This is a genomic window from Arabiibacter massiliensis (assembly GCF_902386925.1).
GTDB lineage: Bacteria > Actinomycetota > Coriobacteriia > Coriobacteriales > Eggerthellaceae > Arabiibacter > Arabiibacter massiliensis.
The window spans coordinates 2,650,186-2,666,480 of the sequence record NZ_LR698996.1 but is presented as its reverse complement, the minus strand read 5'-3'; the positions used below and the strand labels follow the sequence as shown (position 1 = coordinate 2,666,480).

General features: G+C 66.5%; 13 protein-coding genes. 2 read left to right on the top strand and 11 right to left on the bottom strand.

Annotated features, from left to right (window positions below; all coding sequences use genetic code 11):
• Positions 1–5: 5 nt before the first annotated feature.
• Together FX134_RS11355 and FX134_RS11350 are read right to left on the bottom strand one after the other, a co-directional pair.
• Complete coding sequence (locus FX134_RS11355; RefSeq protein ID WP_087881567.1) at positions 6–1,562, bottom strand: DHA2 family efflux MFS transporter permease subunit; 1,557 nt, start codon at positions 1,560–1,562, stop codon at positions 6–8.
• A gap of 475 nt (positions 1,563–2,037) precedes the next feature.
• A complete protein-coding gene (locus FX134_RS11350; protein WP_080801926.1) occupies positions 2,038–2,274 on the bottom strand; it encodes a helix-turn-helix domain-containing protein in 237 nt (78 codons plus the stop codon).
• 99 nt (positions 2,275–2,373) lie between these two features.
• On the opposite strand from FX134_RS11350, the gene FX134_RS11345 reads away from it, so the two are divergent.
• Positions 2,374–2,613 carry a helix-turn-helix domain-containing protein gene (locus FX134_RS11345; RefSeq protein ID WP_172623466.1) on the top strand — a complete coding sequence of 80 codons (240 nt, stop codon included), beginning with the start codon at positions 2,374–2,376 and terminating at the stop codon, positions 2,611–2,613.
• Positions 2,614–3,032: 419 nt separating this feature from the next.
• On the opposite strand, the gene FX134_RS11340 is transcribed toward FX134_RS11345, so the two are convergent.
• The 8 genes from FX134_RS11340 to FX134_RS11305 all read right to left on the bottom strand — a co-directional run bounded on the left by FX134_RS11340 (position 3,033) and on the right by FX134_RS11305 (position 13,493).
• Complete coding sequence (locus FX134_RS11340; RefSeq protein ID WP_143412190.1) at positions 3,033–3,257, bottom strand: helix-turn-helix domain-containing protein; 225 nt, start codon at positions 3,255–3,257, stop codon at positions 3,033–3,035.
• A gap of 458 nt (positions 3,258–3,715) precedes the next feature.
• A complete protein-coding gene (locus FX134_RS11335) occupies positions 3,716–6,934 on the bottom strand; it encodes a molybdopterin dinucleotide binding domain-containing protein (protein ID WP_080801917.1) in 3,219 nt (1,072 codons plus the stop codon).
• The gene (gene nrfD, locus FX134_RS11330) at positions 6,918–8,252 is read right to left on the bottom strand and encodes an NrfD/PsrC family molybdoenzyme membrane anchor subunit (RefSeq protein ID WP_080801915.1); all 1,335 of its coding nucleotides are present in this window, start codon (positions 8,250–8,252) and stop codon (positions 6,918–6,920) included. The genes FX134_RS11335 and nrfD (FX134_RS11330) overlap by 17 nt, the downstream gene beginning before the upstream one ends.
• A gap of 10 nt (positions 8,253–8,262) precedes the next feature.
• Complete coding sequence (locus tag FX134_RS11325) at positions 8,263–8,910, bottom strand: 4Fe-4S dicluster domain-containing protein (RefSeq protein ID WP_080801911.1); 648 nt, start codon at positions 8,908–8,910, stop codon at positions 8,263–8,265.
• Positions 8,911–9,213: 303 nt separating this feature from the next.
• Positions 9,214–10,080 (bottom strand): NrfD/PsrC family molybdoenzyme membrane anchor subunit, encoded by an 867-nt coding sequence (gene nrfD, locus FX134_RS11320; protein ID WP_080801908.1) that lies wholly within the window; start codon positions 10,078–10,080, stop codon positions 9,214–9,216.
• Between the two features lie 6 nt (positions 10,081–10,086).
• Positions 10,087–10,623 (bottom strand): 4Fe-4S dicluster domain-containing protein, encoded by a 537-nt coding sequence (locus tag FX134_RS11315; protein WP_080801905.1) that lies wholly within the window; start codon positions 10,621–10,623, stop codon positions 10,087–10,089.
• A 1-nt stretch (position 10,624) separates the two neighbouring features.
• Positions 10,625–12,820 carry a molybdopterin-containing oxidoreductase family protein gene (locus FX134_RS11310; RefSeq protein WP_080801901.1) on the bottom strand — a complete coding sequence of 732 codons (2,196 nt, stop codon included), beginning with the start codon at positions 12,818–12,820 and terminating at the stop codon, positions 10,625–10,627.
• Positions 12,821–12,899: 79 nt separating this feature from the next.
• A complete protein-coding gene (locus FX134_RS11305; RefSeq protein WP_232050929.1) occupies positions 12,900–13,493 on the bottom strand; it encodes a molecular chaperone TorD family protein in 594 nt (197 codons plus the stop codon).
• A gap of 245 nt (positions 13,494–13,738) precedes the next feature.
• Here FX134_RS11305 and FX134_RS11300 point away from each other — a divergent pair, with 245 nt between their 5' ends.
• Positions 13,739–15,259: a helix-turn-helix transcriptional regulator gene (locus FX134_RS11300; protein WP_080801895.1), complete on the top strand. Its 1,521-nt coding sequence runs from the start codon at positions 13,739–13,741 to the stop codon at positions 15,257–15,259.
• A gap of 163 nt (positions 15,260–15,422) precedes the next feature.
• On the opposite strand, the gene nrfD (FX134_RS11295) is transcribed toward FX134_RS11300, so the two are convergent.
• Positions 15,423–16,289 (bottom strand): NrfD/PsrC family molybdoenzyme membrane anchor subunit, encoded by an 867-nt coding sequence (gene nrfD / locus FX134_RS11295; RefSeq protein WP_080801892.1) that lies wholly within the window; start codon positions 16,287–16,289, stop codon positions 15,423–15,425.
• Between the last annotated feature and the right edge of the window lie 6 nt (positions 16,290–16,295).

The following is a 16,295-nucleotide window of genomic DNA, read 5'->3' as shown; positions in this document are numbered from 1 at the left end:
TTTCCTTATGCGTTGCGACCGGCGGCGGTTGCGGAGGCGTCGGCCGCGGGAGTGGCCACGGCACCCTGCGCGCCGGTCGTCGTCTCGTCGTCGGCCAGGCCGGACGTATCGGACACGAGCTCGATGGTGGAGGCGCCCACCGTGCGCACCGGCTTCTTCTTATTGTGGACCTTGAGGATGGCCAGCGCCAGCGCCACGGCGGCAATGGCGGCCGAGATGCCGTAAGCCACGTCGATTCCCGCCGCGGTGGACTGCACGGGGCCGGCGGCGGCATTGGCCGAGGTCACCATCGTCATAATGGTGACGATGAGCGCCGTGGAGATGGCGCCGCCCACCTGCCGCCCGGTGTTGGAGATGGCGTTGCCGTGCGCGATCTGGCTGTTCTCAAGCGAGTTCAGGCCCCACGTGGTGATGGGCATGTTCGCCAGCGTGAGCCCGCACGACTGGATGACGTAGGCGCACACCAGATACCAGATGGCCGTGGTGGAACCCACGAACGCGAGCGCCAGCATCGACCCGAAGAGCCCGGTCAGGCCCACAACGGCGATGACGCGCGGCCCGAACTTGTCGAACAGCATGCCGCTCACGGGGCTGAGGAAGATGGTGCACACCGCGCCCGGCGTCATGAGGATGCCGGTCTCGAACGCGGTGAGTCCCAGCACGTTCTGCAGGTAGATGGGCAGGATGACGCTGCCCACGGACAGCGCCGAGTTGATGACCGTCACGATGATGGCCGAGTACGCGAAGGTGGGGCGCTTCAGCACGCGCAGCTGCAGCAGCGGCTCGTCGATGGAGAGCTGCCGGCGGACGAACCACACGAGCGCCGCCATGCCCGCGATGATGGGCACGATGACCAGCGGGCTCGCCCACCCCATGGTGCTCGCGCTGGAGAAGCCGTACAGGAGGCCGCCGAACGCCACGGTGGACAGCAGGATGGAGGGCACGTCGAGGTGCGGGCGCTTGAGCTCGCCCACGTTCGCCAGCAGAAAGAAGCTCACTGCCAGCACGATCACCGCCAGCGGCAGCATGGAGCCGAACATGGCGCGCCAGCCCATGGCGTCGATGAGCGCGCCGGCCACCACGGGGCCGGCCGCCGGGGCGCAGCTCATCACGATGCCGGACATGCCCATGGCCGTGCCGCGCTTCTCGGGCGGGAAGATGAGCATGGGCACCACGGCCACCAGCGGCAGCTGCACGCCCGCGCCCGCCGCCTGCAGCACGCGGCCCACGATGAGCACCTCGAAGCTGGGAGCCACCGCGCAGAGCGCCGTGCCTGCGATGAACGAGAGCATGGACGCGAAGAAGAGCTTGCGCGTGGGGAAACGGTCGATGAGGAATCCGCTGATGGGAACCATGATGCCGTTCACCAAGAGGTAGATGGACGTCACCCACTGCGCCGTGCCGGCCGCGATGGAGAACGTCTCCATGAGCTTGGGCAGCGCGGGCGAGAGCACGGTCTGGTTGAGGATGGCGAGGAACGCGCCGGCCAGCACCACGCCGATGATGGTGATCTCCTTGCGGGTGGCCTTGTGCTGGGTGGATACGAGTTGCTGTTCGTTCAAGGTGGGGTCAGCCTCCTTCTTGCGAGCGCCGAGGACCGTCCGGCCGCGCAGCGCCCGAAGGCGGCGCAGACCGCGAAGACGGCAATCGAACGGCCGTCGGCTAGGTTTTCTGATTTCGCGCCCCGGGGGGGCGCAGGGGGGGGTTGGCGGAACCGCGAACGGCCCACCGGATGAGGCGCGGAAGCGCTCAGGAGCGCGCCGCTATACCCTCATGCAGGACAGCGGCGTGTCGAGCAGCGCCACGGCGGCGTGCTGCGAACTCACAAGCTCCCCTTCCACACGGCAGGCGCCGCCGAACCGGGCGTGCGCGAGCGCACCGCGTCGGTGAGCCGGTAGGGCAGCTGGCGCCGGTTGGCATAGCATTCGTATGTGAGGGAGAACAACCGCATGGCGCATCAGTATAGGCCAGTCGAAAACCCCCGTACCTCCGAGAAAGTGAGCCGATTCAAACGATTTCCACAGTTACGGCAAGACGTCAAAGCCCCTTGTACAGCCTTGCAGGAGGAACGTCCAAGGCGTGAGCAAGATCCTCCGCTACGCTCAACTCGGCATCGTAGAGCCCCGATTCAATCATCTGAACAAGCGTCAACGGAAGCCCTGACAGGTTCGATAGATCACTCTGAGACAGACCGCGAACCTCACGAGCCTCGGCAACATTCAATCCGAACGCCCTCAAGGTGCGAGAACGCCTTTCATCTTCCAAATCTCCCATGCTTAGCTCCACATAAAGACTCAAATATTGAACATCATTTTAGTGTACTACACGTAGCCTGTCGGCATGGTCAAAACAGACAACAGAGTGGTTATCGGCATGCGCATCAAAGAGCTGCGGGCAATGAACGGATTGACGCAAGACAAGCTCGCAGCCATGGCGGGGACCAGCAGGGGTACGCTCTCCTCCATCGAACGAGGAGAGCGCGGCTACAGCGTCGACGTGCTGCATCGCATCGTCGAAGCGCTCGGCGTGACGTACGTTGAATTCTTCGAAGGAGTCGACGGAGCCGAAACCCTTTTGAAGCGCAGCGGACAAAAGCGAAGCGAGAAGAGCTGAGCCCCCGCCTCCACCTCCAGCAGATGACGGGATTTTGCAAACCGCCGAGCGTTTCTTTGTAGTCCCCTTTTGCACGAATACAAGCAAACTATGGCGATCGACGACAACCAGCCTGGCAGTCCTCGGCTATCCTCCTGTTTCCAGACAAGCAGATCGTCGTATGCCCTGATGAATATTTCTCAACCTCCGCAGCGAGCGTCGATCACGAAATGGGAAGTATCGGTGTCATTCAGACCCGGGTCTTTACTGATTAAAGCGCGGTTCAACCCGCCCTGTAGGTCGTTTTAGGGATTTTGCAAACCTGAAATTTGGCAGTTCATGGGATTTTGCAAACCCCAAAACCGGTCTATTTAGGGATTTTGCAAACCATAAGTTTTATGATTATATATTGAGGCTAGGACAAGTGTCAGCACGCCGGGTCATCGATCGACGCCGTCGAGCAGCTCCGCCATCGTGACGTTCAAGCCCTCTGCTATCCTGCTCAGCTTATCGAAGCTCACGTTGAACTTCCCCGCCTCGATGCCGAGAAGGCAGCCTCGATCCATACCAACCATAAGCGCGAACTGCTCCTGCGTGAGGCGATTGCCCTTCCTGCACACTTGAATGTTGCGCCCGAGCCTCTTTCTTTTCTCCTCGATGTCCATGAACGCATCGTAGGAGAGCACTTTGATTTGTATGTAGGATATATTCCACTTTTACTACGATCTTTCAAAGCGAGGGTGTAAAACACGAAGTAAGAGCAATGGCCCGGCAGAGAGAGAAGGGGGGGGGGCGATCGCTTCGGAGGACCAGTGCAGCAGAATGCCCGAAAACTGAGCAAAAATTGCGGTAAAAATCATTGGTGGAGCGCTTCTGCGGAGCTGCTTCGCGACGCTCTTGCATCGGGGCAGGTGAGAATGGGGCTCTTTTGAGAATCATCGAGCGCAACTCGAGGAAACCGGCGGGTTTAGGTGCGAATCGGACCTTTGGGCGAAATCTACCGCAATTTTTGCTCAGATTTCGGGAATTTCGTTGCACTGCCGCTGGACGGCATCGCATCGGGGGCGTCCCTTGCGGTTCGAGCAGCCCAAAGGGGGCTCGAACCGCAAGGGGAACAGCGTTCTTACGCTTTGCGCACCTCCACCCAGAGGTCGAATTGGGCGGAGCCGCCGCCGATGGGGTCGCAGAGGCCGCCGCCTCCGGTCACGGCGGCGTCGTCGGGCAACAGCTCGTTCATGCGGAAGCCCCGGCCGCGGCCGCCGGCGAAGCCCGTCTTCTGCTTGCCGGGCTCGTCGCCGTCGAGGATGCCCTCCTCTTCCAGGTAGTCGGGCGCCGGTCCCACCTGCTGGCCGTCGATGGTGACCGCTTGCGCGCCGTAGCCCTTGTGGCCGAACGAGTAGCTCGAGCCCACCACGCCGGGGCGGATGCCCTCGGTCACGCGCACGTGCCCGGCCATCGTACCCACAGGCCCCTCGATGTCCACGGCGTCGCCGTTGACCAGCCCGCGCGCCTCGGCGTCGGACGGGTGCATCCACACGAAGTTCTCCGTGGTCGTCTCGCGCAGCCAGGGCGCTGCGATGGTGCGGTGCGAGCCGTTCGTGCGCGCCTTCCAGTTCACGAACGCGAGCGGGCGCTCGGCCGGCTGCTCCACCGGCGTGCCGTCGGCCAGCGCCACGGGCGCGGGGTGCGCGAGGCCGTCGAAGTTCTCCCCGGTGAGCGCGTTCTTGAGCGAGGCGGTCTTCGGATCGTAGAACGCGCACAGCCCGCCGTAGCGCGTCTTAATGAGCTCGCCCTCATAGCCGTCGCCCTTCGCGGGGTCGGCCGAGGCGAAGCGCCCGCCGCGGTTGAGCACGTACACCACCTTCGGCCACTCCTCCTCCGTGACGGCCGCCTTCCACGCCGCCAGGTCGAACGCCTCGCCCAGCGCACGCGTCCGGGCGCGCTCGAACAGCGCGAGCTCCTCGGCGTCGGCGTCGGGCACGGGCTCCTTGCCCGCGTAGGCGATGTTCGCGGCCATCTTCAGCCAGTAGTCGTACTCGTTCGCGAGCGCCGCCGCACCGCCGGCGCCGTCCTTGCCCACGGGCACCGCGCCCTCGCCCACACCCGGCAGGCCGAGGCGCGCCATGAGGTCGAGGTACACGTCCTCCACCGAGCGCGGGCCCTCGTACGCGCGCACAGCCGGCTGCCCGAACTGGATGAGCTGGTACTGCTGGTTGGGGTAGATGCTCTCCTGGCTGAACCGCTCGAGGTAGATCTTGTCGGGCAGCACGAAGTCGGCGTAGCGCGACGTGTCGCCTATCTCCACGTCGAACGACACGAGCAGGTTGATCTTCTCCGGATCGCCCAGCACGTCGGCCATCCTATCGCCGCCCGGCGTGGAGTCCACGAGCGAATGGCGGTGGATGAACAGCGCGCCCAGGTGGTCGTACACGTAGCCGGCACGCAGCGCAGGCACGATCTCGTGCGACAGGTTGCCCGGCAGCGGGTACCACGGGCGCGGCGCGGGATAGCCGTCCTGCTTGAAGTAGCTGGTCTTCTCGTACTCCACCTTCTGCCGCGTGACGGGGATGCCCCAGCCCGCGTGCGCATCGGGCACCGTCTTCAGGTCGTAGCGTCCCGTGAACGGGGCGAACTTCGCGCCCGCCGCCAGGTGTCCGCCCTTCCAGTCGTGGTTGCCGATGAGGAAGTTGAGGTAGCCCGCCGCGCGCACGGCGTCGAAGCCGTTGGCGTGCATGGCGGGGCCGCGGTAGCTCATGACGCAGGCGCGCTTGCCGTGGCTCGTGAACTCGCGCGCCACGTCCGCCACCACGGCGGGGTCGATGCCCGCCTCTGCCGCGTACTCGTCCAGCGTGCGCTCGGCCACGCGCTCTTTGAGCAGGGAGAACACGCTCCTCACGCGCGCGGGCTTGCCCTTGATCTCGATCTCGGCGTCCACCTCGAGGTCGGCCGGGCCCTCTGCGGCGTCGGCAGCCGTCAGCTCGCCTTCCACGAACACGAACCGCGCGTCGTCCTTGAGCGCCTCGCCGTCCGCACGTCCCAGCAGCTTCGCCGTGACCACGGGGGCGTTCGGCAGATCCACCGCCACGAGGTGCGTCGCATCCGACCAGGTGGGCTCGCCGATGGCCGCGGCCGCCTTCTTGCCCGGCGCACGCAGGTAGGCCTCGTCGTAGCGCCCGTTGTCGATGATCCACGACATCATGGCGAAGGCCAGCTCCGCGTCCTTGCCGGGAATCACCGGCAGCCACACGTCGGCCTTCGACGCGCTGCGTCCCTGGCGCGGGTCAACCACGTACAGCTTCATGCCGCGTTCGCGCGCCACGGACAGACGCGGGGCCAGCCACGACGGCCCCTTGTTCGCGGTCATGGGCTCGGTGCCCCAGATGATGAGGCACTCGCAATGGTCCAGGTCGGCGTACATGCGCTTGTGCTTCGTGGTGGGGTGCGTGCGCACGTTGGCCATGACGCCGGTCATGCCGCACACGCCGCCGTGGTTGAAGTTGTTGACGGAGCCGAAGCCGTTCTGCGTGAGGCGGTCGCCGATGAGGAACATGCGGTCGCCGCCCGCCGAGCAGAACAGGTTGGACTTCGGGCCCAGGTCGGGGTGCTTCGTGTCGATGAGCGTGTCGGCCCACTTCGCGTCGAACGCGTCCTGGGTCATCTCGCCGGACTCCACGAGCGCCACATCGGCCTCCACCTGCTTCTTCGGCGCGAAGGCGTACCACTCGGCGATGCCGGGCGTGCCGAGCGCGAGCGAGCCGTTCACGATCTCGTCGAGTGCGGTGTCCCAGTCCACCGTCTCCCACTCGTCGCTGCCGCGCGCGCCCACGCGGCGCAGCGGCTTCGTGATGCGGAACCTGTCGTGCGCGAGCTGGATGCCCGACTGGCCCTTGAGGCAGATCATGCCGCCGTTGGTTGCGCGGCACTCGCGGGCCATGCCGTCGCCGGGGGCAAGCGCTTCCTCGGGCCGCGTGCCATAGGGAACCGGCGCGTAAGGCTGCGAGTTGAGCGGCGAGTACGGGTTGCCCGCTATCTTGCGCACGAGCGAGGTGGCGCCCTCGTTGGCCGCGACCCCGTCGGCCGCGTCGGCCACGCGCACCTTGATGGTGCAGTACGAGTTGCAGTTGTTGCACATGGACAGGATGACGTCGTCGGCCGCGTACGCGCCGGTTGCGTCGCCGCGCCCGTGCGGCGCGTCGGCCATGGGGTCGGTCGCGGCCATGTAGGCGGCGAGCCCTCCCCCGCCCACGAGCGCTCCGGCGGCCACCGCCGCGCCCGCGCCCACCACGGCCCGCCGCGACGGCGTGCCGAACACGGGGGAACCTTCCTTACGCTGCCGATCCATCGCGCACCTCCCTGCTCGCAACCGCGCCGCTGTAGACGGCTTCCTCAACCGGCGCGCCCTCGGCCGCACCCACGCGCTCGAGCGGCAGCAGCCGCACGGCCAGCCCGTAGGCGCCCACGGCCAGCCCCAGCACGAACAGCGCCACCAGAAGCTCGCCCGATGTGGGCACATATGCGGGAGTCGGCATGCCGGCCAGAAGCGGCACGGAGAACCCGGCCACCACCAGCACGTAGCGCAGCGCGAGCACGCCCAGCAGAGCAGCGATCGACGCGCCCACGGCCCAGGCCCCGCCGTCGCGCGCTTCCCGCGAGCGCAGCGCGCCCACGGCCAAAAGCACGGCGGGCAGCACCATCCCCACGCCCACCTCGCCTATCCAGAACAGCGGAGCGAGCGGGCCGGCCACCATCGTCTGCACGGCCAGCACCGTATCGGGGTTGCCCGACAAGAGCGCCGGCGCCACCTGGAAGAACACGCAGAACGCGAGCGCGAAGAGCGACGCCGCCAGCACGCCCGCCAGCCCCGCCAGCGTGCGCGCGTCGGGCCGGGCCCCGCGCAGCCGCGCGAGCAGCCGGTAGGCCACGATGAGGAACGCCGCCGCCGTCACCACAGCCATCACATAGAACAGCACCGACGTGATGCCGCCTTCCCACAGGCCCCGTGTTTTCACCGCGGCGAAAAACATGCCCGTGCCGCCCGGAGGCCCCACGAACGACGTGGCCACGCCCACGCCGGCCAGCACGCGGATGGCCAGGTTCACGTTGCCGCGCCGCCGCAGCGCGTCCACGGCGTCCGCGCCAGCGCCCTCCGCCAGCTTCCCGCGCCGGTCGTTCCACAGCACCAGCACGAACTGCACCACGGCCACGGCCATGAAGAACATATACGCCTTGATCTCCCAGGCCAGAGGCGACGACCAGTGGAAGAACAGCACCGTGCCCAGCGAGTGTCGGATGGAGCCCAGATCCAGCCCGATGAAAATCATCGACACCGCGAGCGACACCACGGAAAGCCCCAGCGCCAGCCGCGCCACCGGCATGAACCGCTCCAGGCGCAGCAGGTACGCGAGCGCCGAGATCAAATACAGCCCGCCTGCCAGCCCGGAGAACCAGATGTACACCACCACCCACAAGCCCCAGGGCACGGCGTTGGTGGCGCCGGCCATCCCCAGGCCGTTCGCCAGACGGTCGAACATCGAAAGCGCCCCCGCAACCAGCAGCACGCCCACGATAAGCGCCCACACGAGCGTCGCGCGGCGCGAGAACGGCTCGCCCAGCCCGAACCTGCGGCGGCGGCCGGAACCCTGCGCATCAACAGCAGCCATGGCTCTCACCTCACTTCAAGTAGTAGACGGACGGGGCGGTTCCCAGCTCCTCGCGCAGGCGGAACGCCCGCGGCGAGGCGGCCAGGCGCGCCACCTTGGAGTCGGGGTCGTTCAAATCGCCGAAGTAGCGCGCGTCGCCGATGCACGTCTCGCAGCACGCCGGCGCCTCGCCCTCGGCGATGCGGTGCGCGCAGAACGTGCACTTGCGCACGGTGCCGTACGTGCCCACGTACTTGCCGCGCGCGCCCCGGTCCACGCCGTACTCGGGCGCGGTCACCTGGTCGGCCGCCTGCACCTCGGCCGCATAGGACGACCCCTCGTCGGCCGAGCGCGCGCCGTAGGGGCACGCGGCGATGCAGTACTTGCACCCGATGCAGCGGTCGGCGTCGATGACCACGATGCCGTCCTCGCCGCGATACGTGGCGCTCACCGGGCACACGCTCACGCACGCCGGGTTCTCGCACTGCATGCACGGCCGCGGCACCGCCTGGATGCGCATGTTGGGGAACGTGCCCTCCTCCTGCTCGAGCACCACGTTGTACGACACGCCGGGAGGCGTGCGGTTCTCGGCCTTGCACGCCACGGTGCACGAGTCGCACCCGACGCATTTCGCCAGGTCGATGACCATGCCCCAGTGCGGGACGCGGGAGCCTTCCATAGATTGCACCTCGATTCGTCTGAGATCGCGCGCTTCGTCTCTATTCGCGCGCCGCCCAACTTTACGACCGTCCGGCCCCAGGTCGCCCATCCGTCAAGCAAGCGTGCCCATTCCGACGGCGAGCTGAAACCTTTCGCCGTTCACCCGGCGAAACGCCCCGCTCCTTGCAGCGAAGCAAAAGCGGGCGCCGCGCTCGACAAGGGGGAAGGCGCGGCGCCCAGAAGGGGGGAAGCGGCTCCGCCGGGGAAGGCCGGCGGGCCGAAGCGCGTTCCGCCAAGGGGGAAGCGGAACGCGCCGAGTCGGTTACATGAACAGGATGGGAAGCGCGGAGAGGATGACCAGCAGGCGCAGCAGGAAGCCGCCCACCAGCACGCCCGCCTCGCCGATGACGCTCACCACGAGCGAGGTGGTGGACGTCTCCACGCGCTTGGCGATGAACACCGGGTAGCCTTCGATCATGAACGGCACCACGAGGCCCAGAAGCACGATGCCGCCCCAGAACGCCGGCGCGTAGAGCCCGGCCACGAGGGAGTGCACCGACGCCGCGCCCTCCACGCTGCCCGCGCTCACGATGAGCAGCATGGTGAACAGCACCACGAGCTCGATGGCAGAGAGGATGACGTGCGACTTCTTGATGAGCCACATGTGCTCGAAGCGCTCGCGATCGACGAAGAGCCCCACGAGCGACGTGGCCGCAAGCCCCGCCGACAGCGCCGACACCACGAACAGGATGGGCAGGATGGCGTTGTTCCACAGCGGGAACGCCTTCACGACGCCCAGCAGGAAGCCGGTGTAGGCCGCCACCGCGAACGCGAACACGATGCCGATCCAGGTGAGCCACTTCGGCACGGGCTTCTTCAGGATCTCAAGCAGCGCCGCCACCAGGGCCACCGGCATGTAGATGCAGATGAAGTACACGCCCAGCGTCATGACGGAGCCCGGGTTCATCACCAGGTAGAAGAAGCGCAGCGGGTTCATGAGGCCCGCCTCGGCGTCCAGCATGAGCATGAGCAGGCCGATTCCCAAGAAGATGGGCGCGATGATGCGGCCGGCCACGCGCATCTTGACGCTTTCAGGGTACTTGGCTTCCACGAACGCGGACGTCAGGAAGGCTCCCGCCGACGCGCCGGCCAGAAACAGGTACCATGCGATCATAGGTCCCCAAACCATGGTTCATCACCTCACGTAAAAGATCTTGGATTCGGTCAGATTGCCTGCGATGGGCTGCGCGTGGTACTTCGCGATGGCCTGGTTGATCTCGCTCTCGGGATCGTCCAGGTCGCCGAACACACGCGCGCCGGAGATGCAGGTTCCCACGCATGCGGGCGGGTTGCCCGGGTTCTCGCCGTCCCAGCAGAAGCGGCACTTCTCCACGACGCCGGTCTTCTCCTGGACGATGCGGGCCTGGTAAGGGCACGCGGCCATGCAGTACTTGCAGCCGATGCACTTGTTCTCGTCCACCAGCACCACGCCGGAATCGGTGATGTAGGTGGCGTGCGTGGGGCACACCTTCTCGCAGGGAGCGTCCTCGCAGTGCATGCACTGCACGGGGACGATCTCGTTGTACACGTGGGGGAACTCGCCCGTCTCGCGCTCCTCGTAGCGGATGAACGCCTCGGTGGGCTCCAGGTGGTTCTTCATCTGGCAAGCCAGGCGGCAGGCCGAGCAGCCGACGCACTTCTTGGTGTTGATGAGCATTCCGTAGCGTGTCATGTTACGCCTCCACCTTCTTCACCGTGACGGCGACTTCCTGGCTCATCATCGAGCCGACGCCGGGTTCAATGTCGAACGGGATAAAGTCCGTCAGAGCGATGCCGTACTGATAGGCCCGGGACTGGTAGGACGAATCTCCGCCGTAGTGCGTGGGCAGGAACACCGTGCCGGGCTTGAGGCGCTGCGTCACGCGCACCTCCACCTGGCCGGTGTGCTCGCTCGACGACACCTCCACCATGTCGCCCGTCTGCACGCCCAGCTGCTCGGCGTCCTTGGCGGCCATCCAGAGGCGCTCCATGTGGTACTCGCGCGAGATAGCGTTCAGGGCCTCGATGTTCTGGGTCATGGTGTGCGAGTGGATGCCCTGCTTGCCGCCCACGATGTAGAACTCGCCTTCCTTCGGCGTCACCTTACGCGGCACGTAGCCGATGAGCGCGTTCAGGCCGGCCTCGCCCACCTTGTCGGTCTTGAACTCGAACTTGCCGGAAGCCGTCTTGAACTTCGGCGCGCCGTATTCGAACTTCGGATCGGGCAGCTCCACCACGCCGTCCTTCTTGATGGCGTCGAGCGTCACGCCCACGGTGGCCAGCTGAGCCTCGGCCCACTCCTCGGCGGTGAACTGGAAGTACTCGCCCACTCCGCACGCCTCGGCCAGGCCGTTGAAGATCTCGTCGCAGGTCTTCGTCTCGGGATGCACCTTGTCGATGGACACGGTGCGCATGCCCACGAAGTGCTTCTTGCCGCCCACGAACTCGGGCAGCTCCAGGCGCTCGAGGTAGGTGACCTCGGGCAGCACGTAGTGGGACTGGAGCGCCGTCTCGGACATCTGCACGTCGATGGTCACCACGAGCTCGGCCTTCTGCAGGGCCTCGGTCCACTTCTTCGGCTGCGCGTAGCCCTTCGCGGCGTTGGAGTTGTAGAAGAACAGGCCCTTCATGGATCCGTCGAGCGCAGCCTGGAGCGCGGCCAGGTTCGTGCCGGCGCTGTCGAGGGCGAGCGGGTACTCCTTGTTGCCCACGCGCGGCTTCTCCGGCTTGGCCGGATCGGCGAAGCGGGCGTCCTCGATCTTGCCGGCCTTCGGCGATGAGGTGATGAGCGCCCCGCCCTTGGCGCCCCAGGCGCCCAGAAGCGCGTTCACGGCGGTGATGACGCGGGCCGTCTCGAAGGAGTTGGCGTACGAGCAGCCGATGACGGCGCGCCAGCTGGCCTCGATGGACGCGGCGGGCGCGGCCTTAGCCATGGCACGGGCCAGCTCCTCGATGCGCTCGGCAGGCACGTCGCAGATCTTCTCGGCCCAGGCGGGGGTGTACTCCTTCACCTCGGCGGCGAACTCCTCGAAGCCCATGGTGTTGTTCTCGACGAACTCGTGGTCGTAGAGGTCCTCCTCGATGAGCACGTTGGCCATGCCCAGGAGCAGCGCGATGTCGGTGCCGGGCGTGATGGGCACCCAGTCGCTGGCGAAGATGCCGGAGTTGTTCAGGCGCGGGTCGACGATGACGATGCGCGTGCCGTGCTCGGCGGCGTCGGCCAGGCTCTGCACCGACGAGGGGCGGATGCCGTCGCCGTAGCTGCGGCCGATGAACATGACCATCTTCGCGTTGCCGAAGTCGGTGGAGAAGTTGGACGCGCCGATGGTGAGCTGGTAGGCGCTTTCCTTCGACAGGTTGCACGACGAGGAGTGCGCGTACACGTTGGCCGAGCCGAGCGCATACATGAAGCGCTTGGAATACTGCTTGCCGGACGGGCGCGGGTCCTGGATGATGCCGAGGGCCTCGGGGCCGCTCTTGGCGATGATGTCCTTGACCTTGGCGCCGATCTCGGAGAACGCCGTGTCCCAGTCGATGGGCTCGAACGAGCCGTCATCCTTGCGGCGCATGGGCTGCGTCAGGCGCTCGTCGGAGTACGCCATCTGAGCCAGGCCGTGGCCGCGGCCGCAGATGCGGCCCTTGGCGTAGGGATGCTTCTCGTTGCCCTGGACGGTCCACAGCTTGCCGTCCACCGTCTTGGCCACAAGGCCGCACTTGCTGGAGCAGCCGTTGCACAGCGACGGCGCCTCCTGCACGTTCGCCGGTTCGGCCGCTGCGGCGCGCTCGGCTTGCCACGATCCCATCGAGATGGATCCCGCGGCGCAGGCGAGCGCGGCCGTCGCGGCCGAACCCTTGAGGAACGTTCTACGCGATACCGTTGTCTCCCTCATTCCTTTCCTCCCTTTTCGTCTTGCGTTCTTGCTTCACCTAGGAAAGGGCGCTTGCTTGCAGCGGCGAGCGCCCGGTAGGTCATACGGCGACGCGCGTCTTATGCGCGTCGGTGGCGGTGGCGGCGACGTCCGCGACGAGGCGGCCCGCCAGGGCGACGAGCGCCCGCAGGAAGGCGGCGCCCCGCTCAAGGGCCGCTTGGCGGTCGGGTGCCATGTCCTCGCACCGCGCGATCCGCTCCGCCCTATCGACGAGGGCGGCGTCGTACTCGCCGAGCCAGTCGAAGTGGTCGCGCGCCACGTCGCGCGCCGCAGCCTCGTTGCCCGCCATCAGGAACATGGCCAGAAGCTCCAGTTCGAGCGTCAGGTGGTCGGGCATGGACGCGAAGGCGGCGGGCACCTCGATGGCGAGCGCCTGGTACACGTCCTTCATATGCTGCGCGGAGTCGCCCAGGTACAGCCCGCGCGTCGCGCCGTACGCGTTGCCGGCCAACGCGGACCACGGCTTGTACAGCGACTCCACCGGCATCGCCGCGAAGGGCATGCCCGACATCAGAAGCTCGTTTTGGAACGTCGAGCGCTCCTCCCATGAGGGGAGCGCGAGCGCCTCGTGCTGCTCGCTGCCCGGGACGCCCGCCGCCTCGCGCACATGCTGCCAAGCCGCGTTTTGCAGCACGTAGCCGTAATCCTCATCATTCAGGTGGGAAAACAGCGGCGCTATGAGCGATAATATGAAAGCTGTATGCGAGGCTGTATGCACGGTTCGTCCTTTCTCGACGTGGCCATCCTAGGCTCGTCGGGGAAACGCCGGGTAATCAGTTTCTGGTGATTTACGTGTTTTGCCTGATGGGATATAGTTTCACCCTGAGGGCTTGGAGTTGGCGACGGGAGATGCGCCCGTCGGGGGGAAAGGGAAGGAACATGGGCACACAGCTGTCGGCCGCACGCGACCGTCGCAGCATGCGCATGGTATGGAAGACGCTACGGCTGCGGCATGTGGGCCTCGCCTTCTTCTGGGCGTGCAGCATGCTCACGTTCCGCAGCTCCATCCTGCTCTCCGGGTCCGCGAACACCCCGGAGCTCGAGACGCTCGTCGTGCTCGTCTCGTTCGTGGCCAACATGACCGTGCTGTTCGCCATCGCCGCCTTCATGGAGCACGATCCGGCCGTGTTCGACCGGCTTCCCGGATGGCTGTTCTGCGCGCTCATCATGGCAGGCATCGTCGTGCTCAGCCTGGCCGGGCTCGTTGCCGACGGGGCGGCGATGATCGCGCTTCTGGTGGGCGGCTCGGTGCTTTCCGGCGTCGGCTACGGCTACTACTGGGGAAGCTGGGCGGAGTACCTGGGGCGCATGCATCCCTCGCGCACGTCGTTCTACGTGCCGATGGCGTTTCTGCTCACGGCCGCGCTGTTCCTGGCTGTCTCGCTGGCCACGGAGCAGGAGGGCGTGCCGCCGCTTCTGCTCATGCTGCCGCTGCCCGTCCTGTCGCTTATCTGCCTGCGGCGCTGCCACGCCGAGGTGCCCGACGGGAGCTACGCCCGCATCGCCGACTCGAAGCGCTATCTGACGGCGCTCGCCTCGCTCGTCACGCTCATCGTGGCCAGCCTCGTGCTGTCGCTTCTGTTCGGCCTCGTGTGGGAGATGACCGTGCTGTCGGTGGGATCGGTGAACGAGGCCCATCAGGCGCCGCTCGTGGCCAACCTCGTGGTGGCGGCGGGGCTCATCGGGCTCGTGCTGTACGCGCACAAGCGGCTGGATCTGGCGCTCGTGTACCGCGTCATCGTGCCCGTCATCGTCATCCTGTTCGCGGTGATGCCGTTTTTCTGGGAGACGAGCCCCATCGTGCTCAACGCCGTGATGAGCGCGAGCTACGGGGCGTTCGACGTGATCATCTGGTACATGGTGGCCTCGAGCGCCTACGACTTCGCGGTGTCGGGCTTCGTCATCGGCGGCATCGTGCGCGCGCTGTCCATCCTGGCGCGGCTTCTAGGCATCGGCATCGGGTATCTGCTCATGCTCATCCCGGAGAGCCCGTCGCTGCTGATCGTGGGCGTGTCGGTGGGCGCGGTGTACGTGCTGGCCATGCTGGGGTTGTTCTACAGCATGCGGCGCAAGCACGGGGTCAAGATCGAGCCGGAGCCGGAAGTGGAGCCGGAAGTGGAAGCGGAGGCGGAAGCGGTCGAGGCGGCCCCCGAGCCGCCCGCGGTGCCCGCCGCGACGGGCGACGAGGCCATCTTCGAGATGATCGCCGAGGACTTCAGCCTCACGCGCCGCGAGGCCGAGCTTCTGCCCTTCATCGCGCGCGGCCGCTCGGCGCGCGTCATCGCCGACGCCCTGTTCGTGTCCGAGAACACCATCCGCACCCACACCCGCCGCATCCTCGAGAAGACCGACCTCCACTCCAAGCAAGAAGTCATCGACCTCATCGAGAAGTACCGCTGACGGCTCGGGGCCGAGGGGGCGCTGCGAGCCCCCATCATTGTCGCCCCAAAAACACGCTTTTGGCTCTCGAGGCGTGTTTTTGGGGCGACAATGCGCGCAAAACGGGCGCCGCGGAGGGGGTGCGGCGCCCGTGGGGGCAGTGCGGGTATGTCGCTCGGAGGCGCTACAGGTACATCACCGGGAGCGCGGCCAGGATCACCAGGAGGCGCAGGACGAAGCCGCCCACCAGGACGCCGGCCTCGCCGATGACGCTCACCACCATGGAGGTCATGGACGTCTCGACGCGTTTCGTGATGAACACCGGGTAGCCCTCGATGATGAACGGCGCCACGAGGCCCAGCAGCACGAGCCCGCCCCAGAACGCCGGGGCGTACTGCCCCACGAGGAGCGCGTGCACCGACGCCGCGCCCTCAACGCTGCCCGCGCTCACGATGAGGAGCATGGTGAACAGCACCACCATCTCGATGGCCGACAGGATGACGTGCGACTTCTTGATGAGCCACATCTGCTCGAAGCGCTCGCGGTCCACGATCAGGCCCACCAGCGATGTGGCGGCCAGGCCGGCCGACAGCGCCGACACCACGAACAGGATGGGCAGAATGGCGTTGTTCCACAGCGGGAAGGCCTTCACCACGCCCAGCAGGAAGCCGGTGTAGGCCGCCACGGCGAACGCGAACACGATGCCGATCCACGTGAGCCACTTCGGCACGGGCTTCTTCAGGATCTCGAGCAGCGCCGACACGAGCGCCACCGGCATGAACACGCAGATGAAGTACACGCCCAGCGTCATGACCGAGCCCGGGTTCATGACCAGGAAGAAGAAGCGCAGCGGGTTGTGCAGCCCCGCCTCGGCGTCCAGCATGAGCATGACCAGGCCGATGCCCAGAAACACCGGGGCGATGATGCGGCCGGCCACACGCATCTTCACGCTGTCAGGATACTTCGCCTCAACGAAAGCCGAGGTCAGGAAGGCACCCGCCGACGCGCCGGCCAGAAACAGGTACCATGCGATCATAGGTCCCCAAACCATGGTTCA